Source organism: Methylomarinovum tepidoasis (assembly GCF_030294985.1).
GTDB lineage: Bacteria > Pseudomonadota > Gammaproteobacteria > Methylococcales > Methylothermaceae > Methylohalobius > Methylohalobius tepidoasis.
In genome coordinates this window covers 1,111,542-1,137,037 of record NZ_AP024718.1, presented here as the reverse complement: position 1 = coordinate 1,137,037, position 25,496 = coordinate 1,111,542, and the positions used below count along the sequence as shown (strand labels likewise).

Genomic DNA, 25,496 nt, shown 5'->3' with positions numbered 1-25,496 from the left:
TCTCGATGCGCTATCTACCGCTTTTCCTCCTCCTGTTGTGGACCGCCGTCCACGCCGAGCCTCTCGACCGCATCGTCGCCGTCGCCGAGGACGACGTGATCCTCGAGAGCGAACTGGAGCGCCAGACCGGCGCCATCGCCCGCCAGCTGCGCACCCAGGGGGCGCCATTGCCGCCGCCTTCGATCCTGCGGCGCCAGGTGCTCGAACGCATGATCCTCCGCAGCCTGCAGTTGCAGCTGGCCAGGAAAGCCGGCATCGAGGTGGACGATGAAACCCTGCGTCAGGCCCTGCTGGATCTGGCCCACCGCAACGGCATGAATCTGGACGCCTTTCGCCAGGCGGTGGAGAGCGAAGGCATGGACTATGCCGCCTTCGTCGATCATCTGCGCGAGGAGCTGGTGCTCAAGCGCCTGCGGGCCAGCCAGGTCGATGCCAACGTTCAGGTGAGCGAGCGGGAAATCACCCACTTCCTGGAAACCGAAGCCCAAAGCGACCCGTTGCAGGCCACCGAATACCGCCTCGGCCACATCCTCATCGCCACCCCCGAGGCCACCTCGCCGGAGGTGATCCAGAAAGCACGGGAAAAAGCCGAGCGCCTGGTGGCGGAACTGCGCCAGGGCCTGGATTTCCACCAAGCCGCCATCACCTTGTCCGACGGCGCCCAGGCGCTCAAGGGCGGCGACCTGGGCTGGCGCAAGCTGGACCAGATCCCCACTCTGTTCGCCGACCTGGTGCCCAAAATGCAGAAGGGTGAGATCGCCGGCCCGATCCGCAGCCCCAGCGGCTTTCACGTCATCAAGCTGCTGGATCTGAAAGGGGGCGAGAAGCATCTTATCATCGAGAGCCACGTGCGCCACATTCTCATCAAGCCCAACGAAATCGTCGACGACGCCGAGGCCAGACGCCGCCTGAACCTGATCCGCCAGCGCATCGAAGCCGGGGAGGATTTCGCCGCCCTGGCCCAGGCCTATTCCGACGACACCGCCTCGGCCGTCAAGGGCGGCGACCTGGGCTGGATCACCGCCGACGCCGTTGTCCCGCCCTTCGCCGAAGCCATGAACCGGCTCAAGAAGGGAGAGATCTCCGAACCGGTACAGACGCCTTTCGGCTGGCACATCATCCAGGTGCTCGAGCGCAAACAGCGCGACGACACGCCGGAATACCGCAAAAAGCGCGCCCGCGAGATCCTCACCCGGCGCAAGATCGAGGAGGAGACCGAACTGTGGCTGCGCAAGCTGCGTGACGAGTCCTATGTGGAGATCCACCTTGATTGAAGACATTTGTCCAACTCTAGGGAGGGGCCAGCATACAGGCTTCCGTCATCCATTCGAGCCGAGGCGGGTAGTCTGCTTCGAAAGGCGCCGTGAATACATCCCTGTAGGCTCCACGCCGGCTTCCCTGCCGGCGAGGCTTTCGAATCAGACCACCCATATCTTCGATCAATCTCCTACGGGGGTGAATGACGCAGTCCCGGAACGGTATGCCGATGCCCAGTGAACCCCATCTGGCCCTGACCTATGGCGAGCCGGCGGGCATCGGCCCGGATCTGTGCCTGCTGCTCGCCCGCCAGCCGCTGCCCTGCCGCCTGACGGTGCTGGGCGACCCCGAAGTGCTGCGCCGGCGCGCCCGGCAACGGGGGCTTAAGCTCGCGATCCACGAAGGGGAAGCCGGCGGCGGTCACCACCCCGGCCGGCTGCAGGTGCTGCCGCGGGCCGCGGCCGCACCGGTGATGCCGGGACGGCTGAATCCGGCCAACGCCCGCCACGTCCTCGACCTGATCGAAACCGCCGTCCGCGGCTGCCTGGAAGGCCGCTTCGACGCCCTGGTCACCGCCCCGGTCCACAAGGGCGTCATCAACGAGGCCGGCATCCCCTTCAGCGGTCACACCGAATTCATCGCCGCCCTCACCGGCGGCCACCCGGTGATGTTGCTGGCCACGACCCTGAAGGATTCGGGCCGTCCCCTGCGGGTCGCTCTGGCCACCACCCATCTGCCGCTGCGGGACGTGCCTCAGGCGATCACATCGGAACGGCTGCGCCGGGTGCTGACCGTGCTCCACCACGATCTGCGGTCCCGCTTCGGCATCCAATCCCCGCAAATCACCGTCCTCGGCCTCAATCCGCACGCCGGGGAAGGGGGACACCTGGGAAGGGAAGAAACCGAGATCATCGGACCGCTGCTTGCCGAGCTGCGCGGCCAGGGTCTGAGCCTGACCGGTCCCCTCCCGGCCGATACCGCCTTCCTCCCCGAACGGCTGGCGCGCAGCGACGCCTTTCTGGCCATGTACCACGACCAGGGGCTGCCGGTGCTCAAGTTCGCCGGCTTCGGCCGGGCCGTCAACATCACCCTGGGGTTGCCGGTCATTCGCACCTCGGTGGATCACGGCACCGCCCTGGAGAAGGCCGGCAGCAGCGACATCGACTGCGGCAGCCTGGAACAGGCCGTCCTCAGCGCCATCGACCTGGCCCGCCATGCGCACCCCGCCTAAGCCCCGCAAACGCTTCGGCCAGAATTTCCTTCAGGACGGCCGGGTCATTCAGCGCATCGTCACCGCCCTCGCCCCCCGTCCCGGCGACCACGTGGTGGAGATCGGCCCCGGCCGCGGCGCTCTCACCCGCCACCTGCTGGACCGCTGCCGCCGTCTCGACGTGGTGGAGATCGACCGCGACTTGACGGTGCTGCTGCGGGAGAGATTCGCCACTGCCGCCAACCTGATCGTTCACGAGGCCGACGCCCTCGCCTTCGACTTCGACGCCCTGACCGCCCCAGGGGAAAAGCTCAAGGTGGTCGGCAATCTGCCTTATAACATCTCCACCCCACTGCTGTTTCACCTCTTCGGTCAGCAGGCGGTGATCGCGCAGATGTTGTTCATGCTGCAGAAGGAAGTGGTCGAACGCCTGGCCGCCACCCCAGGCAGCAAGACCTATGGTCGCCTCAGCGTCATGGCCCAGTACCACTGCCGCATCGAAAAGTGCTTCAACGTCAAACCGGCTTGCTTCCAGCCACCGCCCAAGGTGATGTCGGCCGTGGTGCGGCTGACGCCCCATCCCCGGCCACCGGTCGAGGTGGGCGCTTACGGCCTCTTCGAAACCGTCGTCGCCAAAGCCTTCGGCCAGCGCCGCAAGACCCTGCGCAACGCCCTGCGAGGGCTGCTCGAGGCGGACGCCATCGCCGCCTGCGGCGTCGATCCGACGGCCCGGGCCGAAACCCTGCCCCTGGAGTCCTTCGCCGCCCTCAGTCGCACCCTGTACAGCCGCCATCCGGGTGGGGGATAATGAAGATCCGATCATTCAGATTCAGGCTCCAACGATGAAAAAGCTGCTGATCCCGCTTCTCACCGCCCTGCTCCTGGTCGGCTGCGCCAGCGAGGAGCGCAACCGCTTCGAGCAGCAACTGGCCGCGCGTTTGGCGACCGATCCCGATCTCAAGGACTACAACCTCGATCCCAACGAGGTGGCCGAATGCGTCACCAGCGAGATCGCCAAGACCCTGCCGGGCTTCCGCGGCACGGCGGCGCGCAAACCCTACTGGGAGGCCTATGCCGCCTTCGAGAGCGCCCGCACCAGCGACGAAGCCCTGGCGGCCGTCAAAAAGTACGCCGATGTCTTCGGTTCGGAGCAGAAGGCCAGCGCCGCAGCCATGGAGATCACCCAATACATCATGTTCTGCATGGGCAAGCTGATCGAGACCGCCCACCCGGCGGAAGAACCCAAGTCGTAAGGAGGGGACCATGCGTATCCTGCATGCCATGATCCGGGTCGGCGACCTGGAGCGGTCGCTGCGGTTCTATACCGAAGTGCTCAAGATGAAGCTGCTGCGCCGGAAGGATTATCCGGAAGGCCGCTTCACCCTCGCCTTCGTCGGCTACGGCGACGAGGCCCACGACACGGTGCTGGAACTGACCTACAACTGGGACACCCACGAATACGACCTGGGCAACGGCTTCGGCCACATCGCCATCGAGGTGGACGACGTGTATCAGGCGGTGGAGGAAATCCGCGCCAAGGGCGGCAGAATCGTACGCGAGCCAGGCCCGATGAAACACGGCAATACCATTCTGGCCTTCATCGAGGACCCGGACGGCTACAAGATCGAGTTGCTCAGCCCCCAACGGCAGGACTGATCCTGCATCCTCGAGGTAAGCGGACGTGCTGCCAGCAGGACGCTGTGAATTCGTCCGTGAACGCTCGATACTCGGCCATCCAGGCCGAGTACACCCGCTGGCAGCACGTCCGCCCACCCTAACAAGCGCCGCAATCATCCGCTGTCACTTCTGCGGGAGGGGGCTGGGAAGGGTCTGGCAGCGGCCAGGGAGGGCCGCTCCGGGCCTAAATTCATGGACGAATTTCGGTCCGGCAGACCCTTCCCAGCCCCCGGAAAAGCAATCGTTAGGCGGCAAGATCGTCCTTCCGCCCCCTTGAAAAAATCCCGCCTGCCTCCATATAGGTTCACGAACCACGAACAACCTGAAACTCAAGGAGGCAAACCATGGCATTGGTACCCCGTTACGAACCGTTTCAACTGCTGAACCAGCTCCAGCGTGAACTGGAGCGCACCTTCGGTACGCTTCCGGGCGGCGTGACCCGGCCGGAAGGCGAGGTTCCCGCCGAGGTGGAATGGGTCCCCGCCGTCGACATCAAAGAGGAACAGGACCGCTACATCGTCCAGGCCGACCTGCCGGGCGTCAAGCCGGAGGACATCGAGGTCACCCTGGAAAACGGCGTCCTGACCATCAAGGGTCAGCGTATGACCGAAGCCAAGGAAGAGAAGGAAAATTACCGCCGGGTCGAACGCATCTACGGCAGCTTCTTCCGCCGCTTCGTGCTACCGGAAACCGTGGATGAGGAAAAGATCGAAGCCAAATACGACAACGGCGTCCTCACCCTGGTGATTCCGAAGAAAGCGGAAGAAGCGCCGAAGAAGATCGAGGTGAAAGTCGGCGGCTGATCTAAGCGCCTTTCGCTTAAAGACAAAGACCGGCACTGCCAAGCGGTGCCGGTCTTTTTTCGTTATAATTTCCCCGTTTTTTCTACCGAAAAGCGTGACTTTCGTGGCAGTTTCACCGCTTTCCCGTCTTACCGATCTGCTCCGGTCCGTGCTCGAACGTCAGGTCCCCGCCACCGGGCTGGGGGCGTTTCGCATCGGCTACGGGCTGGTGGCGCTGCAGGAAATCCTGTTCCTGACCCATTTCCGCCCGCTGATCTTCGACGAGATTCCCTACCTGGATCAGGGACCGCCGATGATCGCCTTCTTCCTGCCCCTGTGGGCCCTGGCCGCCCTGGGGCTGATCCTGGGCTGGCACACCCGGCTGTGCGCGGCGGTCAATTACGTCTTCTGGGTCCTTTTCACTGCTTTCACCCCCCTGTGGCGGGACTTCGACGGCGGCTTCGACCAGATGATGATTTCCTCCGGGCTGCTGCTGATCTTTCTGCCCTCGGAGCGCGCCCTGTCCCTGGACCGGCTGCGGCTGGCGCTCCGCTATTCCGTCCCCGGCCATCGCTACGAGCTGCCGCGCACGGTGCCGGTATGGGCCTACTACGCCCCCCTGCTCATCACCCTGGCGCCGCTGTATTTCGATTCCGCCATCCACAAGCTGTTCTCCGAGCACTGGCGCAACGGCCTCGGTCCCTGGCTGCCGTCGTCGCATCCCTACTACATCTCGCCCCTGGACCTGAGCTGGCTGCTGAACATCGAATGGCTGCAAAAGGCCATCGGCTACACCGTCATCGGCTTCCAGTTCGTGTTCCCGTTCCTGTTCTGGCACCCCCGTTTCCGGGTGCCGCTGCTGGTGCTGGGCGTGCTGTTCCACGGCGGCATCACGATCTCCTTCAACATCTATCCCTTCGGTCTGGGGATGCTGGTGCACTATTTCCTCATGGTGCCGTTCTCGTGGTGGCGCAGGCTGGGGGAATGGATCCGGCTGCCAAAGCCGCGGCTGAAGGTCTATTACGACGGCCTTTGCCCCCTGTGTCTGCGCACGGTGATCGTGGTGGAACACTTCGATATCCGCCGGGCGGTACGCTTTCTCGACCTCCAGACCCATGCGGCCGCCGAACCGGCGCTGGCAGGCGTGAACGAAGACCAGCTGCTCACCGACCTGTACGCGGTGGATGCGCAGGGACGGCGTTACCAGGGCGTGGATACCTACATCCAGATTCTGGAGGCGCTGGGTTACACCCGCCCCCTGGGATGGCTGCTGCGGCTGCCGGGGATCTACCCGCTGGCCCGGCGCCTCTACCGCCATATCGCCGACAGCCGGCGCCGCTGCGATGCCGCCTGTCTCGCCCCACCCGACCTGGAACCGGGACCGCTCGCCCAGGCCTGGCGGGACTTCCTGGGCTCGCCCCGCAAGAAGGCGGCCCGCCTGGCCAAAGCGCTGGTGTTCCTCGGCCTGCTGCAGCTCAACAGCACGGTGCACTACGGCCTGCTCCACCGCCTGGGCTGGGAGGGCATCCTGGGGCCGGCGGCGCCGGTGAGCAACCTGCTGCTGTCGTTCAGTCACGCTTTCTTCGGCATCACTCCCCACGCCCTGTATCTGGCCGACCACTTCAAGGGCTACGAGACGATTTTCGCCCTCACCTGGCTCGATGCCCAGGGGAAGGAGCACTGGCTGCCCTTCGTCAATCGGGAAGGCCGCATCGTCACCCCCAACTGGGGCCGGGTGCATTCCATGTGGGCCAACGTGGCCGTGACTCCGCGCCTGTCGGCTTACCGGCTGGAGAAATTCGCCACCAAGGTGATCGCCTTCTACGGTACCCGGCTGGGGCTGGATCTGGAACGCACCCGTTTCCGCCTCAAGGCCAAGTCCATTCGCATGCCGGCCCAGTGGGAGAAAGGGCTCAGGGAGTGGAATCTGCGCCAGCCGTGGCACGATGCCGGTGAGCTGGTGTGGGAGCACGGCCGCGGCCGGCTGGAACTGTGGGAACCGCTTCAGGTCAGGATCGCTTATTCGCCGCCCCGGAATCCTTAGCCCCGGCTTCCTCCAGGCGTTTCTTGCGCCGCTGGGACTGGTGCAGGACGCCGGCACCCCAGATTCCCCAGGAGGCGGTCTTGATCATCAAAAGCGGCAGGGCGATGGTCTTGAGCCCCCAGATCACGACCGCCAGGGCGCCGGCACCGGACAGGCTCCAGGCGAAGATCCCCGCCGGACCGCCGATCAGCACTTTCAGGGACAGACGCTTGCGCAGCGCCCGCCAGTAGCGTCGCAACCGTTCCTTCATCGCCATTCCCACCGCCGTGCCGGGCGATGATGGCGAAATCGACAGGGAATTGCAACAATCGTCCATGATCGCTTCGACCGGCGCCCGCCGATGAAATTCCCCCTTGATTCCGGCGCCGCCGACCCGCATTCTTACCCAAGACACGACGACACGGGAACCGCCATGGATCTGGACCCGCTCAAAACCTGGCTACGGCGACAGAACCCCCTGCTGCTGGGGCTGGCCGGCAGCGCCTTGGCGGTGGGACTGATCGTGGCCCTGCTGGTGGCCTTCGACTGGCATGACGAAGTGATCCGCTGGCTGCAATGGATCGACCGGCAGGGCGTGTGGACACCGCTGCTGTTCATCGTGTTGATGGCCCTGGTGGTGGTCCTGCTGCTGCCGGGGGTGTTCTTCACCATCGGCGCCGGCTTCGTGTTCGGGGTGGTCAAGGGCACCGTGTATGTGGTCCTCGGCACCACGCTGGGCGCGGCGATCGCCTACGCCATCGCCCATCGCTTCTTCGGCGAACGGGCCGCCCGTTGGCTGGCGCAGCGTCTCCACCTCAAGCTGATGGCCGAGGAGATGATCGAGCGCGGTTTCCAGATCGTCCTGCTCAGCCGGCTGGTGCCTTTCTTTCCCAGCAAGCTGGCCAATTACTTCTTCGGCCTTACCGGCGTGCGCTTCAAGGACTTCGTCCTCGGCACCCTGATCGGCATCGTGCCCTTCAGCCTCCACAACGTCTGGCTGGGGGCGATGGCGGCCCTGGGCCTCAAGGGCGTTACCAGCCCGCTGCAGTGGGGGCTGTACCTGCTCGGGTTCGGCGCCACCGTGGCCTTGATCTTCCATCTCCAGCGCATCGCCCGCGACGCCCTGGAAAAATACCGGCAGGAGGCTTCGCGCTGACATGTGGCTCAAATGGTTCCCCTGGCGCTTCGTCGTCCGCCGTCTGGCCCGCGCCCAAGGCTTCATCGATCCGGTGGCGCTGCTGGCGCGCCTGCGCGGTTTCGCCCAGCCTTCGGAAGTGGGCGAGCCCATCGAACTGCTGCGCGCCGGGATGGTGTTCCACGCCCGCGGCCTCATCAACAGCCGGGTGATCCAGCACAATCTCGATTGGGTCTGGCCCTACTGGATCGTGCGCCAGTTCGATCCCCACGATGAGTCCTTCATCCCGCGTGCCTTTTCCATCACCCACGTCAACCTCACCCACCGCAACTGGACCGCGGTGGGCTGGCCGGATCTGGACCAGTACCCCATCGTCGATCCCCGGGGGCTGCTGACCCCGCTGTACGACGGCTGGTCGCTGGACTGCTGGATCGTCACCGACGATGGCGAGCGCCTGCTGCCCTCCCACTGCCGTGAGGCCGAGCAACACCTGGCGTTGGAACCGCAACCGGCCGTGACCACCACGACCACCCGGGGCGGTCTGGCCCTGACCACCTGCGCCTGGGTCGAACTGGAAGACGGGCGTCCCGTCTGTCGCCTCGAAGTCCAGGGCCACAGCGAGCGGCCCGCCTGGCTGGTAATCAGCGCCCGTCCCTGCAACCCGGAAGGCATCAGCTTCATCCACGACATCCGCCTTGACAAACGCCGCTGGCGCATCGACGAAACCGAAGTCCATTTCGAAACCCACCCGGAAAGTCACCTAGTCAACGACTATCACGCCGGGGACGTCGCCCTCCATCTGCCTGACGCCCGCGAACGGACGCAGGTGTGCTGCGAAGTCGGCATGGCCACGGCAGCGGCCCGCTACCGCCTGGAAGGCGAACGGCGGATCGGCCTGCGCATCCCCCTCCGGCCCGAGACGCCCAGAGCGCTCAAAGCCGGGGCCTGGCACGAGGAACGCGCGCATCGCTGCCGCCTGGAGGTGCCGGACGCGCGCATCGGTTTCCTTTACGATGCGGCCTTGACGACCGTCATCCTGCATTGTCCCGGCGATGCCTTCCCCGGCCCCTACACCTACCGGCGCTTCTGGTTCCGCGACGCCGCCTTCATCGTCCACGGGCTCCTGAGCGCCGGCCTGTTCGAGCGCGCCGAGGCGATCTTGGATCGCTTCCCCGAACGCCAGGACCTGCGCGGTTACTTCCACTCCCAGGAAGGGGAATGGGACGCCAACGGCGAGGCCCTGTGGATCATGGAGCGCTTCTGCCGTCTCAGCGGCCGCCCCCTCAAACCCCGGTGGCGCGAGGCGGTCGTCAAGGGCGCCCGCTGGATCGCCGCCAAACGCCTGCCCGACGACGGTTCCCCCCACGGCGGGCTGTTGCCGGCCGGCTTCAGCGCCGAGCACCTGGGGCCCAACGACTATTACTACTGGGACGACTTCTGGAGCATCGCCGGCCTGGAGGCGGCCGCGCGCCTGCTCGATGCCGGCGACCCGGCCCTGGCCCAGACCTTCCGCCGCGAGGCCGCCGACCTGCGTGCCGCGGTCGAGCGCAGCCTGGCCCGGGCGGCCCGGCACTTGGGGCGGCCCGCCATGCCCGCCGCCCCGACCCGGCGTCTGGATGCCGGCGCCATCGGCTCCCTGGCGGCCGGGTATCCGCTGCAACTGTTCCCCGCCGACGACCCCCGCCTGCTCGACACCGCCGCCTTCCTGTTGGAACGCTGCTTCGTCCAGGGCGGCTTCTTCCAGGATATGATCCATTCCGGCATCAACGCCTACCTGACCCTGCACGTGGCCCAGGTGCTGCTGCGGGCCGGCGACCCCCGCGCCTTCGAACTGATGCGCGCAGTGGCCGATCTGGCCTCCCCCACCGGCCAGTGGCCCGAGGCTATACATCCCCGCACCCTCGGCGGCTGCATGGGGGACGGCCAGCACGTGTGGGCGGCGGCGGAATGGCTGCTGATGCTGCGCAACGCCTTCGTGCGCGAGGAGAGCGAAGGATTGATTCTGGCCGGCGGCATCCCCGCCGCCTGGCGCCGGCCCGGCGACCGGCTCCGCTTCGGCCCCGCCCCCACGGCTTTCGGCTCGATTTCCCTGACGCTGGAAACCGATGCCCAGGGGGGCACCGAGATTGCCTGGGAGGCCGACTGGCGTCACCGCTCCCCGCCCCTGACCATCCATCTGCCCGGCTGCGATCCGGTCGCGGTCGATGCCCGCAGCGGGAGGATTCGCCTGTGAACATCGTCATGATGACCAACACCTATCTGCCCCACGTGGGTGGGGTCGCCCGCTCGGTTTCCTCCTTCACCGAGGAATACCGCCGCCGGGGCCACCGGGTGTTGGTGGTGGCGCCGGAGTTCCCCGGCACACCGGAAAACGAAGTGGACGTGGTGCGGGTGCCGGCGATCCAGAACTTCAACGGCAGCGACTTCGCCGTCGCCCTGCCCCTGTTCGCCGACCTGGACGAGGCCCTGGACGCCTTCGCCCCCCAGCTGATCCACGCCCATCACCCCTATCTTCTGGGTATGACCGCCGTGCGCGAAGCCCGCGCCCGCGACCTGCCGCTGGTGTTCACCCATCACACCCGTTACGAGTACTACACCCACTACGTGCTCGATTCGCCGGTGCTCAAGCGCTTCGTGGTGGAGCTGGCGACCCGTTACGCCAACCTGTGCGACTTGGTGTTCGCCCCCAGCGAAAGCATCGCCCGCCTGCTCCGGGAACGGGGCGTGACCACGCCCGTGGAGGTGGTCCCCACGGGCATCCGCATCGAGCGGTTCGCCCGCGGCGACGGTGCCGGGTTCCGCCGCACCCACGGCATTCCGGAGGAGGCCTTCGTCGTGGGTCACGTGGGCCGGCTGGCGCCGGAAAAGAATCTCGGCTTCCTCGCCGAAGCGGTGGCCCTGTTCCTCGCACACCATCCCAACGTCCGCTTCCTGGTGGCCGGGCGCGGGCCGAGCGAGGCGGACATCCGCCGGGCCTGCGAGCGCCGCGGCGTCGCCGACCGCCTGCACCGGGTCGGGGTACTGGTGGGACAGCAGCTGGCGGACGCCTATCACGCCATGGACGTGTTCGCCTTCAGTTCCAAGAGCGAAACCCAGGGCCTGGTGCTGACCGAAGCCATGGCCGCCGGCACCCCGGTGGTGGCCCTGGACGCCCCGGGGGCGCGCGAGGTGGTGGAAGACCGGGTCAACGGCCGTCTGGTGATGAAGGAGGACGTCACCGAATTCGCCGCCGCCCTCTACTGGCTCTTCGCCCTGCCGCCGGAACGCCGCCGCCAGTTGGAAGAGGCCGCCCGCCGCACCGCCGCATGCTTTTCCCTGGAACGCACCGCCGACAAGGCCCTGAGCTGCTATGAACGCCTGCTGGCGGGCAAACGCCGCCCCCACCCGGCGGCGGAGATCGAAGAATGGGAACAGGCCCTGCGCCGCCTCAGGACCGAGTGGGACATCGTGCGGGAGATGATGGAGGCGGCAGGCAAGGCCATCGCCTCGGGAGCCCCTCTGCGTGACGAAACGGCAGGCTGAAACCTCCGCGCACGCCGTGGCCGGGGGGAACGGGCCACGGAGCCTCCGCTTCAAGTGGCCGGCGGTCTTCGGCTGGCTGCGGCACTATCTCGACCGCAGCGAATGGTTCATCCGCCTGCTGAAGCTGCCCTGTTTCGAAGGCCCGGCCGACGCCCCCGGCCTGATTCTGATCCAGATCGACGGCCTCGCCCACCGCCAGCTCCAACGCGCCCTGGAGCAAGGGCGGATGCCGTTCCTGCAGCGGCTACTGACCCGAGGCGGCTACCGCCTCCACCGCCAGTACGCCGGCCTACCCGCCACCACCCCGGCCTGCCAGGGACTGCTCTTTTACGGCGTGCCCCGCTGCGTGCCGGCGTTCAGCTTCCGCGACCCGCCCAGTGGCGAGGTGGTGCGGATGTACGAACCGGGGCCGGCGGCCGCGGTGGAGGCACAGCTGCGGGAACGGGGGACACCGCTGCTGTCCGGCGGCAGCGCTTACGTGGACACTTTCACCGGCGGCGCCGCCGAGGCGCACTTCTGCCCCGCCGCCCTCGGCTGGGGACCGCCGCTCAAGGGGATCTCGCGCTGGAAGCTGGCGCTGTTCACCGGGCTGCATCTTCCCAGCCTGGCGCGGATCGCCACCCTGCTGGCCGTCGAGCTGGGCCTGGCGGTGACCGATTGTCTGCGTGGCATCGTCGCCGGTGAAGACTTTTTCAAGGAACTGAAATTCATCCCCACCCGGGTCGGCATCGTCATCCTGCTCCGGGAACTGGCGGTCATCGGCGCCCGCATCGACGCCGCCCGCGGCCTGCCGGTGATCCATCTGAACCTGCTCGGCTACGACGAACAGGCCCACCGCCGCGGCCCCGACTCCCGCTTCGCCCACTGGACCCTCAAGGGCATCGACGCCGCCATCGCCCGCCTCCACCGCAGCGCCCGCCGCAGCCGACGGCGGCGCTATCAGGTGTGGGTCTATTCCGACCACGGCCAGGAGCGCGTCACCCCCTATGTCAAACGCCACGGCCGCCATCTGGACGAGGCCGTCTCCGCACTGCTGGCCGACCTGGGATCGCCTGCGCCCCTGCAGGCGGACGTGGGCCGGGGCATCCAGACCCTGCGGGTGCGCTGGCTCGGCGGCCGGCAGGTACAGCGCTTGTTCCCGGTCAACGAGGCGAAACCGCAAACCGGGGAAAACGCCCTGGCGGCCCTGGGACCGGTCGGTCACCTGTATCTGGGGCAACCGCCGGATCCGGCGACCCGTCGCCGTCTGGCCCGGGAACTGACCGGGCGGCTCGGCATCCCTCTGGTGCTGGCCTGTGACGGCGACGGCGTCCGCGCCTGGACGGCCGAGGGCGAATTCCGGCTGCCGGCGCAGGCCGCGGCGCTGTTCGGCGCCGATCATCCCTGGCGCGACCGCCTGGGGGAAGACTGGGCGGCCCTGTGTCGCCACCCCGCTGCCGGCGATCTGGTACTGGTGGGCTGGCGTGCCGGCTGCGAGGCGCTGACCTTCGCCGTCGAGAACGGCGCCCACGCCGGCGCCGGGCCGGACGAAACCACCGCCTTTGCCTGTCTGCCCGCCGATGCGCCCCTGCCGGAAGAACCGATGACGGCAGAGGCGCTGCGCCGCGCCGTGGAGGAGGTCTTGCGGCGTCCATGACCGGCCTGCGGGTGATGACCTACAACATCCACAGCTGCCGCGGCAGCGACGGCCAATACCTGCCGGAGCGTATCGCTCACGTCATCGCCGCCTGCCGCGCCGACGTGGTGGCGCTGCAGGAAGTGGACGTCAACCGGCGCCGCAGCCAGCGGCTGGATCAGGCGCACCACATCGCCCACCACCTGCAGATGGGCCACCACTTCCACACCACCGTCCAGGTGGAGGAGGAACGCTACGGCATCGCCATCCTCAGCCGTCTGCCGATGGAGCCGGTGGCCGCCGGCCCGCTCCCCAGCCGCCTGGAGCCCCGCGGTGTGCTGTGGGTGCAGGTGACCTGGCGGGGAGAGCCGTGGCAGGTGCTCAACACCCATCTGGGCCTGACCCCGGCGGAACGCCAGCGCCAGCTGCGCGCCCTGCTGACCCAGTGGCTCGCCAAACCAGTCTGCCGCTGCCGCAGCGTCCTTTGCGGCGACTTCAACACCCATCCCCACTCCGGCCTGTGCCGCCGCCTGCGCCGCCACCTGCGCGATGCCAGCCGCCAGGCCCGCCAGCGCCACGTACACGCCACCTTCCCCAGCCGCCTGCCACTGGTGCGTCTGGACCACATCTTCGTCAGTCCCAACGTGGCGGTGCGGCGGGCGGAGGTTCACGACACGCCCTTGAGCCGCGTCGCCTCCGACCACCTGCCTCTGGTGGTCGAGCTGGAAGGCGGCGAATCGGGTATCCTTTCCCCTTCCCGAACCGACGACCATCCGGCATGAAATACCGTGACCTGCGCGACTTCCTCCGCCTGCTGGAACAGCGGGGCCAGCTTAAACGCATCGCCCTCGAGGTGGACCCGTTCCTGGAAATCACCGAGATCTGCGACCGCACCCTGAAACGCGGGGGGCCGGCGCTGCTGTTCGAGAACCCCAAGGGCTCTAATATCCCCCTGCTGGGCAATCTGTTCGGCACCCCGGAGCGGGTGGCCCTGGGGATGGGGGAGGAATCGGTGGCGGCCCTGCGGGAGGTGGGCAAACTGCTGGCCTTCCTCAAGGAACCGGATCCGCCCAAGGGCATGAAGGACGCCTTCGACAAGCTGCCGATCTTCAGGCAGGTGCTCAACATGACGCCGAAGGTGGTGCGCCACGCCCCCTGCCACGAGGAAATCTTCGAAGGCGCCGAGGTGGACCTTGGGCGCTATCCGATCCAGACTTGCTGGCCCCAGGACGCCGGCCCCCTCATCACCTGGCCCCTGGTCATCACCCGGGGACCGTTCAAGGAGCGCCAGAATCTGGGCATTTACCGCATGCAGGTCCTGGGGCGCAACAAGGTCATCATGCGCTGGCTGGCCCACCGCGGCGGAGCGCTGGATTTCGCCGACTGGCAGAAGGCGCATCCCGGCGAGCCGTTTCCCGTGGCCGTGGCCCTGGGGGCCGATCCCGCCACCATCCTGGGGGCGGTGACCCCGGTGCCCGACACCCTGTCGGAATACGCCTTCGCCGGTCTGTTGCGGGGCGGCAAGACCGAGGTGGCGAAAGCGAGGCTGTCAGACCTGCAGGTGCCGGCCAGCGCCGAAATCGTCCTGGAGGGGTTCATCCATCCGGGGGAGACCGCCCCGGAGGGCCCCTTCGGCGACCACACCGGCTATTACAACGAGGTAGAAACCTTCCCGGTGTTCACCATCGAGTGCATCACCCAGCGCCGCAATCCCATCTACCACAGCACCTACACCGGCCGCCCCCCGGACGAACCGGCGGTGCTCGGCGTGGCCCTCAACGAGGTGTTCGTGCCCCTGCTGCAGAAGCAGTTTCCGGAGATCACCGATTTCTACCTGCCGCCGGAGGGCTGCTCCTACCGCCTGGCCGTCATCAGCATGAAGAAGCAGTATCCCGGCCATGCCAAGCGGGTGATGCTGGGGCTGTGGTCGTTCCTGCGCCAGTTCATGTACACCAAGTTCGTCATCGTCACCGACGACGACATCGACATCCGCGACTGGAAGGACGTGATCTGGGCCATGACCACCCGCATGGACCCGGCCCGCGACATCACCGTCATCGAGCACACCCCCATCGACTATCTCGACTTCGCCTCGCCGGTGGCGGGATTGGGCTCGAAGATCGGTTTCGACGCCACCAACAAATGGCCAGGAGAGACGACCCGCGAGTGGGGCCGTCCCATCGTCATGGACCCGGAAGTGAAACGGCGGGTGGACGAGATCTGGGAGGCGTTGGGGATCGAGTGATCACCCACCCTCCGGATGGGCCTCGACCTCCTCGATCACCGCCTTGGAAGCCAGCATTAGGCCACGGCGGTAGCATTCGGCGGCCTTGTCGCTCTCGCCCCGCTGCAGGAACAGGTCACCCAGCAGCCGGTAGGTTTCGGCCGTCGGCTGCTTCTCCAGGCTGCGGGTGAGATAATCCTCGGCCTTGTCCGGTTCGCCGGCGCGCAGGGCAAGCTTGCCCAGTACCCGCAGCAGAATGGGATCGTCGCCGTGGCGTTTGAGCCAGGTCTCGGCGTGGGCCAGCTGGGCGGCGGCGTCCGGCAGCTCCAGGGCGCCGTAGAGTACCAGCAGGGTTTCGTTCCAGTGGCGGGTCAGGGTACGGCGCAATTCCGACTCGACGGCCTCCCCGGCCCCGGCTTCTATCATGGCGGCGAAGTAGATGGCCTGCAGATCGGCCTCCTTGCGCAGGGGATCGGGGATCTTCTGCCAAGCTTCCTCCAGGGCCTTGGGATCGTGGGTTTTGGCCGCCTCACGCAGCAGGGCGCTGTAGGCCTCCAGCTCCATCAGGCGGACCTCGGCTTCCAAGAGCGCCTGATTCTTGCGCAGGCGCGGCAGCAACTTGGTCAGGGCGTCCCATTTCCCCAGGCGGGTATAGACCTGGTGCATCAGCCGCAGCGCCTGGGCGTTGGCAGGCGCGATTTTCTCCAGCCGTTGCAGCGATTTGAGCGCCTTGTCGAAATCTTCGTTGGCCACATGTAGCTCGGCTTCGGTAAGCTTGACCGCCACCTCGGCGTCGGGCTCGACCTCGCGCGCCTTCTTCAGGTATTCGTCGCGCTGCCTCAGGGCCCCACGCTGGTGGGCGGCGCGGGCGGCGGTGAGGTAATGAACCAGCGCCTGACCGCTCAGCGCCGCCCCCTCGATCAGGACCTTCTCGGCCTGTTCCCAGTTGCCCTCGGCCGCTTCCTTGAGGCCGTGAAGCAGCTTCTGGAAAGCGGCGTCGGCCTGGGCCTGCTCCCTGCGCTGGCGCAGCAGGGCCGGCAGGCGGATCAGCAGGGCGGTGAGACGGATGGCGGCATAGAACAGGACGAAGCCAATGATGAAGATCAGGATCAGGGTGACGGCGGTCAGCTCGATTTCCCACCGCCCCCAGCCGATGAGCACGTAACCGGCGTCTTGGAGCAGCTTCAGCCGCGGCAGCAGGAAGGCGGCCGCCACGGCGGCCAGGAGCACCGCCGACCAGATGATGAGCTGTTTCTTCAGCGCTTCCATCCTCGCCTCCGTGGGTTACTGGACCGGTGCGACAGGCACCGCACCATCGAGACGCTCAAGATCCAGCCGCAGTTGCGGCAGATGGCGCAGCAGCTTGAGCGACTGGCCGATCTCCGGCAGCTGCACCGCCACCGGCTGCTGCGCCAATCGGTCGAGCGCGGCGAGGAAATCCTGCACCTGCCTGGCCTTGGTGTCGAAATGCTGTTGGACCCACTGCCTGGCCGCTTCCAGGCTGCTGCGATAGAGATCGGGCGCGCCACGGACCGCGGCGAAACGGGCGGTCTCCAGCTTGAGGATCAGGGCATGACGGATGGCTTCCACCTCTTCCGGAGTCAGGATCGCCTCCACCGGGCGCTCGGTCTTACGGCGGCGGATGGTGAGCACCTCCTTCCACTGTTCGATGATGTCCTGATCGCTGGGATGGGCTTTCTGCTGGCCTTCGGCCACCTTGCCCATGTGCGGCAGGTAGAGGGGAAGCTGACTGACCTGTTCCTCCAGGGCCAGGAGCTGGGCCGACACCCCGACCACGTCGGGCTGTTTCACCTTGCGGAGCGCGGCGATCTCCTTCACCAGGGCCTCGCGCACCTTGAACGCCGCCGGATCGCCGCTCTGGCGCAACAGTTCGTCGGCCGCCTCCATCGCCCGTAGGGCCGCCTGCACGTCGCCGGTCAGGCGCAGCTTCTGGTTGGCGACGCTGAGGAGGTATTCGGCATCGGCCAGCATCACGTCGGTACGGGTGCGGCTGATCTGCCGCCCCAGGGCCTGGATCTGGGTAGCGAGCTTGGCGTGGCTGTTTTCCAGCTTCTTCTCCAGGGCCTCTAGCTTGGCGTCGAACACCTTGGCCTGCTCGTCGAGCATCTGGCGCCAGCGCTGCTGCTGGGCGGCCTGCCTGGCGTCGAGGTCGGTGATCTGACGGTGGATCAGGGCGATCTCCCTCTGCAGGGTGGTCACCTGATGGGTCAGCTCCAGCACCCGCTGGGATTCCTTGCCGACCGCCCCACCCAGGCCCGCCTGCTCGCTGCGCAGTTTCTGAAACAGATAGTAACCGCCGCCGCCGAGCGCCAGAATCAGCAGGACCACGACGATGGTGATCCACAGACCCAGTTTTCCCAGGCCCTCGTCTTCGAACTCGTCTTCCGGAACCATATCCGCCATATCGCTTCCACCTACTCAGTCAATCGCCGTTGCAACGCCGCCACCATGACCTCGTCCAAGGCCGAGGCGGCGACGGTCACATCTTCGAAACCCGCCTGCCGGGCCTGCGCCGCCACCCGCTCGCTGGGCGCCACCAGCGGAAGCTCCCGAAGCCGTGCCCCCGCCGCCGCGATCAGATTGGCCAGCACCTCGCCGCTGCTGACCAGGACGGCATCGAGACCGGCCGCAAGGCCCTCGTGCAGCCGGGTCACGCTCTCCGGCGCCGGCGGCAGGCGGCGGTACAGTTCCGCACAGGCCACCTCGGCCCCACGCCGGGCCAGAGCTTGCCCCAATTCGGGGCGCCCGCCCCGGCCACGGACGATGAGCACCCGCCGGCCGCCGATTTCATCCCACACGGGCAGCGTCAGCAAACTTTCAGAAGTATACGGCGGCGGCGCCTGACAGGCTACCGTCAACCTGGACTTTTCCAGGGCGGCCGCGGTGGCCCGGCCGATGGCCGCCACCTTGGCCGCAATCCGCGCCGGCAGCCCTGCATCGCGTGCGAAACGCACCGCGTTGGCGCTGACGAAGATCAGCCAGTCGTAACCCTGCCACCACGCCGGGGACGGCGGCGGCAGCGGCGCCAGTCTCAGCATCGGACACGGCCAGGGCTCGGCGCCGCGGGCGCGCAGCAGGCGGCAGAGGTTTTCCGCCTGGTGTTCAGGGCGGGTCACCAGCACCCGCCTGCCGGCCAGCGGCTCAGCCATAGACCGCCCGCAGGATGGCATCGGCGCCCCGAGCCAGGAGCGTCTCCGCCAACCCCGTTCCCAGCGCCTCGGCCGCAGACGGTGCTCCTTCCGTCTCCGCTTTCAGCAGCAGGGTGCCGTCCGGACGCCCGACCCGGCCGCGCAGCCACAACCGCCCTCCTTCCAGCACCGCGAAACCGGCGATCGGCACCTGGCAGCCTCCCTGCAGGCGCGCGTTGAGGGCCCGTTCGGCGGCGACGCAGACGGCGGTATCGGCATGGTGCAGCGGGGCGATCAGCTCGTGGATGCGGGCATCGTCCCGGCGGCACTCGATACCGATGGCGCCCTGGCCGATAGCCGGCAGGCACAGGTCGGGATCGAGCCACTGGGTGATGCGGCCTTCCTCGCCCAGACGCACCAGCCCTGCGGCGGCGAGAACGATGGCGTCGAACCCGCCTGCCGCCAGCTTGTCCAGGCGGGTGCCGACGTTGCCGCGCAGCGAGGCGATGCGCCAGCCGGGAAAACGCTGGCGCAGCTGGCATTGGCGCCGCAGGCTGGAGGTGCCAACGCGGGCGTCCGGCGGCAACGCTTCGAGATCGGGGAAATTCAGGCTGACCAGGGCGTCGCGGGGATCCTCCCGTGCCAGGACGGCGCCGATGTGCAGCCCCGGCGGCAACTCCACCGGTACGTCCTTCATGGAATGGACGGCGAGATCGGCGCGGCCGTCCAGCAGCCCCTGTTCCAGCTCCTTGACGAACAGCCCCTTGCCGCCGACCTTGGCCAGTGGGGCGTCGAGAATCCGGTCCCCCTGGGTCACCATCTTCACCAGTTCCACTTCCAGGCCGGGATGGTGGCGGCGCAACAGGCCGGCCACGTGCTCGGCCTGCCACAGGGCCAGGGGACTTCTGCGGGTGGCGATGCGAACGATGTCGGTCACGGAAACTGCTCTGGGGTTTGCCAGCCCGGCATTGTAGCAGAACTTCGGCGGGCGGTTGGATGGGGCAGCGGCGCTGCGCTATACTGCGGCCATGGCATCGGCCCTGACCACCTCCGATGTGGCCACCATCCGCGATCTCGAGCGGCTGGAGCAGGAAATGAACCTGCGCTTCGAGCAGATGGAACGCAAGTTCGGACAGCGGTTGGTGGAATTCGACGCCAAGTACGAACAGCAATTCGTCGAGCTGGAGAGCCGCATCGATACCCGGCTGACGGATCTGGAAAAGCGTTTCGAGAAACGCTCCGGCCAGATCGAATCCCAGTTACGGCTGCATCACTGGATGCTATCCCTGCTGCTGGCCGGCGTCATCTCCCTGGTACTGAAGGCGTTCTTCATCTAGGCGTATCTGCCCCGGTCGGTGATCAGCTCCCACACCGGCCGGTTGACCTTCCGGATCATCGGCAGCACCTTGTCCACCTCGGCCAGACAGGGGCGGCGCAGGCCGTGGTAATCCACGTCCGGGCCGATGGGCAAAAAGCGGATGCCGAACAGGCGTAGCAGCCGCAGCAGCGCAGGTTCCATCACTGCATACCAGTGGGTGATGTCATGGGCTCGGGTCATGCGCACGATGCCGGCGAACAGCCCCACGGTCATGTGGGGCAGCAGGCGGCGCTCGTCCGGCGCGAAATAGACTTCCGGCTCGGGGCCGATGCCCGCCAGGGTCTTCTGCTCACCGCGGCGGCGCTTGAACTCCTTGGAGACGGCGAAACGGGAGATCTCCGCCAGATGGCGGCGCACCGCAGGATCGGTGACCGGCTCATCCAACGGGCAGTGCTTCTCGATGGGATACGACGCCATGATGTCCGCCGGATCGGGCAACACCAGACGCACGGTGGCGGCATACAGCCCGGTGCGGCGGTGGCGCACCAGATAATGGGCCGAACGGGCGTCATATTCGTCCGTCTCCAGATTCACCGGCCGGCCATTTTCGATCACCTCCGGACAGTCCTCGGCGCGCTCGAACCCCGTCTCCACGCAATAGACCTGGAACCGCAGCTTGTAAACCTCGCGCCGCAGCGCCTCGCTGTCGGCCGGGAGGATGTCGAAATACCGGTAGAAGACCCGATGCAGATCTACCTGCCGTGGATCGGCGGCCGCCAGTGCACCATCCTTGCCGTTCGTCATGGATTTTCAGCCTGAACAATTACCCTATTCCCAAGTCTAGTCCACAATCTCCGCAATCGCCGGCGCTGCAGCCGGTCGCGTTTCGGACTATTCTTGCAGATTGAGGAAACCACCCATCAAGCACCTGAGCCAGACGGGGTTGCGGTTCAGAGCTATCCGGGGCAGACTGCTCCCAAAGTGGCAAGCGGCCATCGCACCGAGGCAGTTCATGGCCGTAAAAATTCCGACGACTATCGACCCTGAGGAACCTCTCCATGCATTTGCAAGCCCGCATTCTCAAACTGCTTTCCTTCTTACCTGTCTGGCTGGCCCTGTTCGCCGGCGGGTGCTCCAAGCCCCTCAGCGATGCCGAGCATTTGGCCCGCGCCAAGGAATTTCAGGAAAAAGGCGACCTGCGCGCCGCGACCATCGAGCTCAAAAGCGCCTTGCAACAGAATCCGGACAACATCGAGGCCCGGCGCCTGCTGAGCGAAGCCTATCTCAAGACGGGCAACGGCGCTGCAGCGGAGAAGGAACTGCGGCGCGCCGTCGAACTGGGACTGGCGAAGGAAGCCGTGTTGCTGCCATTGGCCCAGGCTCTGCTGCTGCAGGGAAAAAACCAGCAGATACTCGACGAGATCGACATTCCCCCCAACCTTCCTCCCCACGTACAGGCGACCCTCGCCGCCTATCGCGGTAACGCCTGGCTGGCTCTAGGAAAAGCAGACAAGGCCAAAGCCGAATACGACCGTGCCCTGGAACTGGATCCCAAAAACCCACGGGGAAAACTGGGACTGGCCCGGCTGGCGGCGGCCAAGGGCGACACCGACAAAGCGCTCGGCCTTGTGGAAGAAGCCCTGCAGGTGGCCCCTGAGGACGGGCTCCTGTGGCGGTTCGAAGCCGAACTCCACCGCCGCCACGGTGAATTGAAACAAGCCGAGGAAGCCTACACCAAGGCCATCAAATACCGCCCCGACAATGCCGCGGATCGCGCCAATCGGGCCCTGGTGCGGACCGACCTGAAAAAATTCGCCGCGGCCGCCAAGGACATCGAAATGCTCCACAGGGAGGCCCCCAAGTTTTTCCTCACCCATTTCGCTGACGGTTATCTCAAGTTCACCCAGGGAAAGACCGAGGAAGCCAAGGAATCCCTGGAACAGGCCCTGGCCCTCAACGACCGTTACCCCTTCACTTATTTCTATCTCGGACTGCTCCACCTGAACCTGGGTGAACTGGAACAGGCGGATGCTCGCCTGAGCCGGTTCAAAGCCGCGCTTCCAGGCTCCGTTCAGACGCATGAGGCCCTGGCCTTGGTCAAGTACCGCCAGAAGGACTACGCGGCCGCCCGTTCTCTGCTGATGCCGGTGCTTCTGAGCCAACCGGACAATCTGTTCGCCCTCAACCTGATGGCCAATATCGAACTGGCCAGCGGCCACCCCCAAGAGGGGATGAAATATCTGGAAAAAATGGCGGAGCTGGAGCCGGGATCGGCGGCCGTGAAGGCGCGCCTGGCCACCGGCATGCTGGCTGCGGGGCTCAAACAGGAAGGCGTGGGGCTCCTGGAAAAGGCGCTGGCCGAAGAACCGAACTTGGTCCAACCTGACGTCCTGCTGGCCAAAATCTATATCCGGGACAAACAGTTCACCAAGGCCAGGGAAGCCATCGACCGCCTCAAGACCAAGATGCCCGACCATCCTCTGCCCTGGAATCTGGAAGCCATGTGGCACATAGCCCAGGGAGACGAGGCCGCCGCCAAGGCAGCGCTGGAGCAGGCGTGGAAACTCGATCCCGGCAATCCCGTCACCGGGGAGAACCTGGCCCGCCTGGCTTACAAAAACAAACAGTTCGACCAAGTGCGGCGCATCTACGAGGCGGTTCTCGAGGCCCATCCCGATAATGCACGGGCACAGCTCAGGCTGGCGGAAATGGACTTCCGCGAAGGCAATCTCAAACAGATGGAACAGCGCCTGAACGATCTGGTCCAGCAGCGTCCCGAGCTGCTGCAACCGCGGCTGGAACTGGCCAAGTATTACCTCACCTTCGGCCAGCCCCAACGCAGCCTGACCCTGCTGGAGGAGGTGCAGAGCCGCCATCCCAAACATCCTGAACTGCTGGCGGTGCTGACCAAGGCCCGACTCGAGGCCAAACAGCCCAGACGCGCCCTGGAATCCGCCAAGATACTGGCCAAAGTCGCCCCGGGATCGCCCCTGCCTCACCACCTGCTCGCCCAGGTTTACGCTCGGCTCGGTGATCTGAAAAACATGCGTACCGAGCTGGAAAGCGCCCTCAAGGCCAACCCGGCGTTCTTGCCGGCACGGCTAGCCTACACCAAACTCCTGGCCCTGGAAGGGAGAACCGCCGAAGCGCAGCGGGCATTGGCGTCCCTGGCCCAGGACTTCCCTGACAATCCCGAGGTGCTGGCCCTGAAAGGCTGGTGGGCGGGGCGCCAGCACCAGCCGGAGAAAGCCGCGGAATATTATCGCAAAGCCCTCGCCCGGCAGCCTTCCAGCGCCTTGACGATCAATCTGGCCAAGGCACTGTGGCGCGCAGGCAAGCGCGAGGAGACGGTCAAAACCCTGGAGGACTGGAATCAGCGATATCCGAACGACACCCTGGTGATCTATTTCCTTTCAGGCTTCTACCAGGCCCTGGGACAGGAACAGGATGCCCGCAAAGCGCTGGCCAGGATCCTGGAGATCGCTCCCAAAAATCCACTGGTTCTAAACGACCTGGCTTGGCTGCTACGCAAGGAGAATCCCAAACAGGCGCTGGAATACGCTGAACGGGCCTATGCCGTAGCTCCCAAAAGCGCCCAGATCGTAGACACCCTAGGAATGGTGTTGCTCGAAAACGGCCAAAAGAACCGTGCCCTTCGGGTCCTGGAGGACGCCGCCGGACTGGCCCCGGCCAACCCGGAAATCCGCTATCATCTGGCCATCGCCCAGAAGGAAAACGGGCTGACGGCCGAGGCAACCGCCACCCTGAAACAGGCGCTCAAGACCGAAGGCCGTTTTCCCGGACGCCGTAAGGCGGAAGCATTGCTTGAAACCCTGACGAGTGCAACCCAATGAGCGCAGTCGCCCTCGATACGCTGAAATTCGCCAAACGTCTCAAGGAAGCCGGCTTCTCCGAACAGCAAGCGGAAACCCTGGCGGAGGCCGAGGCCGAGCTGTTCGAGGCCCGATTGGTTACCAAAGAAGACATCGCTGTGCTGGAGCACAAGATCGAAGAGATCCGGATCCAACTGGACCGCAAGATCGGAGATGTCCGCACCGAGCTCAAACAGGACATCGCCGAACTGGATCGCAAGATCGAAGACGTCCGCACCGAGCTCAAACAGGACATTGCCGGACTGGACCGCAAGATCGAAGAGATCCGTACCGAGCTCAAACACGACATCGCCGAATTGGATCGCAAGATCGAAGACGTCCGCACCGAGCTCAAACAAGACATCGCCGAATTGGATCGCAAGATCGAAGACGTCCGCACCGAGCTCAAACAGGACATTGCCGGACTGGACCGCAAGATCGAAGAGATCCGTACCGAGCTCAAACACGACATCGCCGAGCTGGATCGCAACATCAAAGAGGTCCGGGTCGAATCCAAACGCGGCCTGGAAAACCTGCGCACAGCGTTCCAACGGGACATGAAAGATCTGGAATACCGGATGGTGATCAAGCTGGGAAGCCTGATGGTCGTGGCGGTGGGCGCGATGGCCACCCTGGTGAAACTGCTATGAACGATCTGCCTGCCTGGATTCGCTACCTGGCCGAAGCCGGACGCCTGACTCCGTCTGCGGACAACTCCCAACCCTGGCGTTTCGTCTTCGACGGCCGCCAGCTCTCGGTGGAGTTCGACGAGACTCGCGGCGCCGGGCTGGGGCGCGGCCATCCGGCGGTCCTGCTGGCCTTCGGGGCGCTACTGGAGAACCTGGTGCAGGCGGCGCATCATGCCGGCATCGCCACCGACCGCTGGGAACTGCCGGACTTCGCCAAAACCGGCTGCCTGGTCAGGATTCCCGAACCCGCCCGGAATCCCGGCGACACGGAAATCCCTAAAGCCATCCGGGAACGCCACACCAACCGCGCCCCTTTTTCCAAAGACCCTCTGCCGCCGGGAGTGGTCCAAGAACTCCAGGCATTCCGGGAAGGAGAGGCACAGATCGAGGTCTTTGCCGAACCGAAGGCCGTCTCCCGCCTGGCGAGACTGGTGCGCCTGGCTTCGCAACTGCGTTTCCGCACCGAGGAGATCCACCGCTGGCTGGCCGGCTCGCTGCGCTTCACCCCGGAGGAGGTCGCCCGCGGCGACGGCCTGGACGTGGCGACCCTGGCCCTGCCGCCGGGCGGCGAAATGCTCTCCCGCTTTCTGGCGGACTGGCGGCGGATGGCCTTCCTCAACCGCTTCGGCGTCTACCGGCTCCTGGCCCGGATCGAGGCGGCCCAGTTCAGCCACGCCGGGGCGGTGGTCGCCATCGTCGGCGGTGGCCTCTCCCCCCGCCACTGGCTCGATGCCGGCCGGCTCCTGGAACGGGTGTGGCTGACGCTGACCGAGGCAGGAGTCGCCGTCCAGCCCTATTTCGTCCTCCCCGACCAGCTTTACCGCCTCAAAAGCGGCACGATTCCAGCCGGCCTGACCGTCGAGGCCGAGCGCCTGGCCGAAGAAAGCGCCGAAGTCTTCGCCGGCTCCATGCCCTTGATGCTGCTGCGGGTGGGGACAGGGGCCAAGCCTGCCCCCCGTTCCCGGCGGCTGCCGCCAGAAACGCTACTGCTGCGAAAGTGACCCTCCGGGCCTACCTTTGGGC

General features: G+C 66.2%; 23 protein-coding genes. 17 read left to right on the top strand and 6 right to left on the bottom strand.

Annotation, left to right across the window (positions count from 1 at the left end; translation table 11 throughout):
• The first annotated feature begins 5 nt into the window (after positions 1-5).
• From MIN45_RS05710 to MIN45_RS05680, 7 genes are all read left to right on the top strand, one after another.
• Positions 6-1,274, top strand: a complete 1,269-nt coding sequence (locus tag MIN45_RS05710; protein WP_286293973.1) for a peptidylprolyl isomerase — start codon at positions 6-8, stop codon at positions 1,272-1,274.
• 206 nt (positions 1,275-1,480) lie between these two features.
• Positions 1,481-2,488 carry a 4-hydroxythreonine-4-phosphate dehydrogenase PdxA gene (gene pdxA / locus MIN45_RS05705; protein WP_422732686.1) on the top strand — a complete coding sequence of 336 codons (1,008 nt, stop codon included), beginning with the start codon at positions 1,481-1,483 and terminating at the stop codon, positions 2,486-2,488.
• Positions 2,472-3,275, top strand: a complete 804-nt coding sequence (gene rsmA, locus MIN45_RS05700) for a 16S rRNA (adenine(1518)-N(6)/adenine(1519)-N(6))-dimethyltransferase RsmA (RefSeq protein ID WP_286293971.1) — start codon at positions 2,472-2,474, stop codon at positions 3,273-3,275. The genes pdxA and rsmA overlap by 17 nt, the downstream gene beginning before the upstream one ends.
• Before the next feature lie 34 nt (positions 3,276-3,309).
• Positions 3,310-3,720, top strand: a complete 411-nt coding sequence (locus MIN45_RS05695) for a hypothetical protein (protein ID WP_286293970.1) — start codon at positions 3,310-3,312, stop codon at positions 3,718-3,720.
• Between the two features lie 10 nt (positions 3,721-3,730).
• Positions 3,731-4,123 (top strand): lactoylglutathione lyase, encoded by a 393-nt coding sequence (gene gloA / locus MIN45_RS05690; RefSeq protein WP_286293969.1) that lies wholly within the window; start codon positions 3,731-3,733, stop codon positions 4,121-4,123.
• Between the two features lie 365 nt (positions 4,124-4,488).
• Positions 4,489-4,947, top strand: a complete 459-nt coding sequence (locus MIN45_RS05685; protein WP_286293968.1) for an Hsp20/alpha crystallin family protein — start codon at positions 4,489-4,491, stop codon at positions 4,945-4,947.
• A gap of 103 nt (positions 4,948-5,050) precedes the next feature.
• Positions 5,051-6,970: a DCC1-like thiol-disulfide oxidoreductase family protein gene (locus tag MIN45_RS05680; RefSeq protein WP_286293967.1), complete on the top strand. Its 1,920-nt coding sequence runs from the start codon at positions 5,051-5,053 to the stop codon at positions 6,968-6,970.
• On the opposite strand, the gene MIN45_RS05675 is transcribed toward MIN45_RS05680, so the two are convergent.
• Complete coding sequence (locus MIN45_RS05675; RefSeq protein ID WP_286293965.1) at positions 6,936-7,364, bottom strand: hypothetical protein; 429 nt, start codon at positions 7,362-7,364, stop codon at positions 6,936-6,938. The two genes, MIN45_RS05680 and MIN45_RS05675, sit on opposite strands and share 35 nt — an antisense overlap.
• An 18-nt stretch (positions 7,365-7,382) precedes the next feature.
• Between MIN45_RS05675 and MIN45_RS05670 the strand changes: the two genes are divergently transcribed.
• From MIN45_RS05670 to ubiD, 6 genes are read left to right on the top strand one after another with little or no spacing between them, the layout of a single operon-like run.
• Positions 7,383-8,105, top strand: a complete 723-nt coding sequence (locus MIN45_RS05670; RefSeq protein WP_286293964.1) for a TVP38/TMEM64 family protein — start codon at positions 7,383-7,385, stop codon at positions 8,103-8,105.
• A 1-nt stretch (position 8,106) separates the two neighbouring features.
• On the top strand, positions 8,107-10,317 hold the full coding sequence (locus MIN45_RS05665; RefSeq protein WP_286293963.1) for a glycoside hydrolase family 15 protein: 2,211 nt from the start codon (positions 8,107-8,109) through the stop codon (positions 10,315-10,317).
• Positions 10,314-11,606 carry a glycosyltransferase gene (locus MIN45_RS05660; RefSeq protein WP_286293962.1) on the top strand — a complete coding sequence of 431 codons (1,293 nt, stop codon included), beginning with the start codon at positions 10,314-10,316 and terminating at the stop codon, positions 11,604-11,606. Before MIN45_RS05665 ends, MIN45_RS05660 begins: the two co-directional genes overlap by 4 nt.
• Positions 11,587-13,242, top strand: a complete 1,656-nt coding sequence (locus tag MIN45_RS05655) for an alkaline phosphatase family protein (protein WP_286293961.1) — start codon at positions 11,587-11,589, stop codon at positions 13,240-13,242. Before MIN45_RS05660 ends, MIN45_RS05655 begins: the two co-directional genes overlap by 20 nt.
• Positions 13,239-14,003 (top strand): endonuclease/exonuclease/phosphatase family protein, encoded by a 765-nt coding sequence (locus MIN45_RS05650; RefSeq protein ID WP_286293960.1) that lies wholly within the window; start codon positions 13,239-13,241, stop codon positions 14,001-14,003. Before MIN45_RS05655 ends, MIN45_RS05650 begins: the two co-directional genes overlap by 4 nt.
• Complete coding sequence (ubiD, locus tag MIN45_RS05645) at positions 14,000-15,466, top strand: 4-hydroxy-3-polyprenylbenzoate decarboxylase (RefSeq protein ID WP_286293958.1); 1,467 nt, start codon at positions 14,000-14,002, stop codon at positions 15,464-15,466. Before MIN45_RS05650 ends, ubiD begins: the two co-directional genes overlap by 4 nt.
• Here ubiD and MIN45_RS05640 read toward each other — a convergent pair whose 3' ends face one another.
• Genes MIN45_RS05640 through hemC form a run of 4 tightly spaced genes read right to left on the bottom strand, consistent with a single transcriptional unit; the run spans position 15,467 to position 19,531 of the window.
• Positions 15,467-16,714 (bottom strand): heme biosynthesis HemY N-terminal domain-containing protein, encoded by a 1,248-nt coding sequence (locus tag MIN45_RS05640; protein WP_286293956.1) that lies wholly within the window; start codon positions 16,712-16,714, stop codon positions 15,467-15,469. It lies immediately after the preceding gene.
• Between the two features lie 15 nt (positions 16,715-16,729).
• Complete coding sequence (locus tag MIN45_RS05635) at positions 16,730-17,869, bottom strand: uroporphyrinogen-III C-methyltransferase (RefSeq protein ID WP_286293955.1); 1,140 nt, start codon at positions 17,867-17,869, stop codon at positions 16,730-16,732.
• A gap of 11 nt (positions 17,870-17,880) precedes the next feature.
• A complete protein-coding gene (locus MIN45_RS05630; RefSeq protein ID WP_286293954.1) occupies positions 17,881-18,615 on the bottom strand; it encodes a uroporphyrinogen-III synthase in 735 nt (244 codons plus the stop codon).
• The gene (gene hemC / locus MIN45_RS05625) at positions 18,608-19,531 is read right to left on the bottom strand and encodes a hydroxymethylbilane synthase (RefSeq protein ID WP_286293953.1); all 924 of its coding nucleotides are present in this window, start codon (positions 19,529-19,531) and stop codon (positions 18,608-18,610) included. Before hemC ends, MIN45_RS05630 begins: the two co-directional genes overlap by 8 nt.
• Positions 19,532-19,622: 91 nt before the next feature.
• Between hemC and MIN45_RS05620 the strand changes: the two genes are divergently transcribed.
• Positions 19,623-19,931 carry a hypothetical protein gene (locus tag MIN45_RS05620; RefSeq protein ID WP_286293951.1) on the top strand — a complete coding sequence of 103 codons (309 nt, stop codon included), beginning with the start codon at positions 19,623-19,625 and terminating at the stop codon, positions 19,929-19,931.
• Here MIN45_RS05620 and MIN45_RS05615 read toward each other — a convergent pair.
• Complete coding sequence (locus MIN45_RS05615) at positions 19,928-20,716, bottom strand: PEP-CTERM/exosortase system-associated acyltransferase (protein WP_286293949.1); 789 nt, start codon at positions 20,714-20,716, stop codon at positions 19,928-19,930. The two genes, MIN45_RS05620 and MIN45_RS05615, sit on opposite strands and share 4 nt — an antisense overlap.
• A 254-nt stretch (positions 20,717-20,970) precedes the next feature.
• Between MIN45_RS05615 and prsT the strand changes: the two genes are divergently transcribed.
• From prsT to MIN45_RS05600, 3 genes are read left to right on the top strand one after another with little or no spacing between them, the layout of a single operon-like run.
• Positions 20,971-23,766: an XrtA/PEP-CTERM system TPR-repeat protein PrsT gene (prsT, locus tag MIN45_RS05610; RefSeq protein ID WP_286293947.1), complete on the top strand. Its 2,796-nt coding sequence runs from the start codon at positions 20,971-20,973 to the stop codon at positions 23,764-23,766.
• Positions 23,763-24,434, top strand: a complete 672-nt coding sequence (locus tag MIN45_RS05605; protein WP_286293945.1) for a coiled-coil domain-containing protein — start codon at positions 23,763-23,765, stop codon at positions 24,432-24,434. The genes prsT and MIN45_RS05605 overlap by 4 nt, the downstream gene beginning before the upstream one ends.
• Positions 24,431-25,474, top strand: coding sequence for a nitroreductase family protein (locus MIN45_RS05600; protein WP_286293944.1), 1,044 nt, complete (start codon positions 24,431-24,433; stop codon positions 25,472-25,474). The genes MIN45_RS05605 and MIN45_RS05600 overlap by 4 nt, the downstream gene beginning before the upstream one ends.
• Positions 25,475-25,496 lie beyond the last annotated feature (22 nt).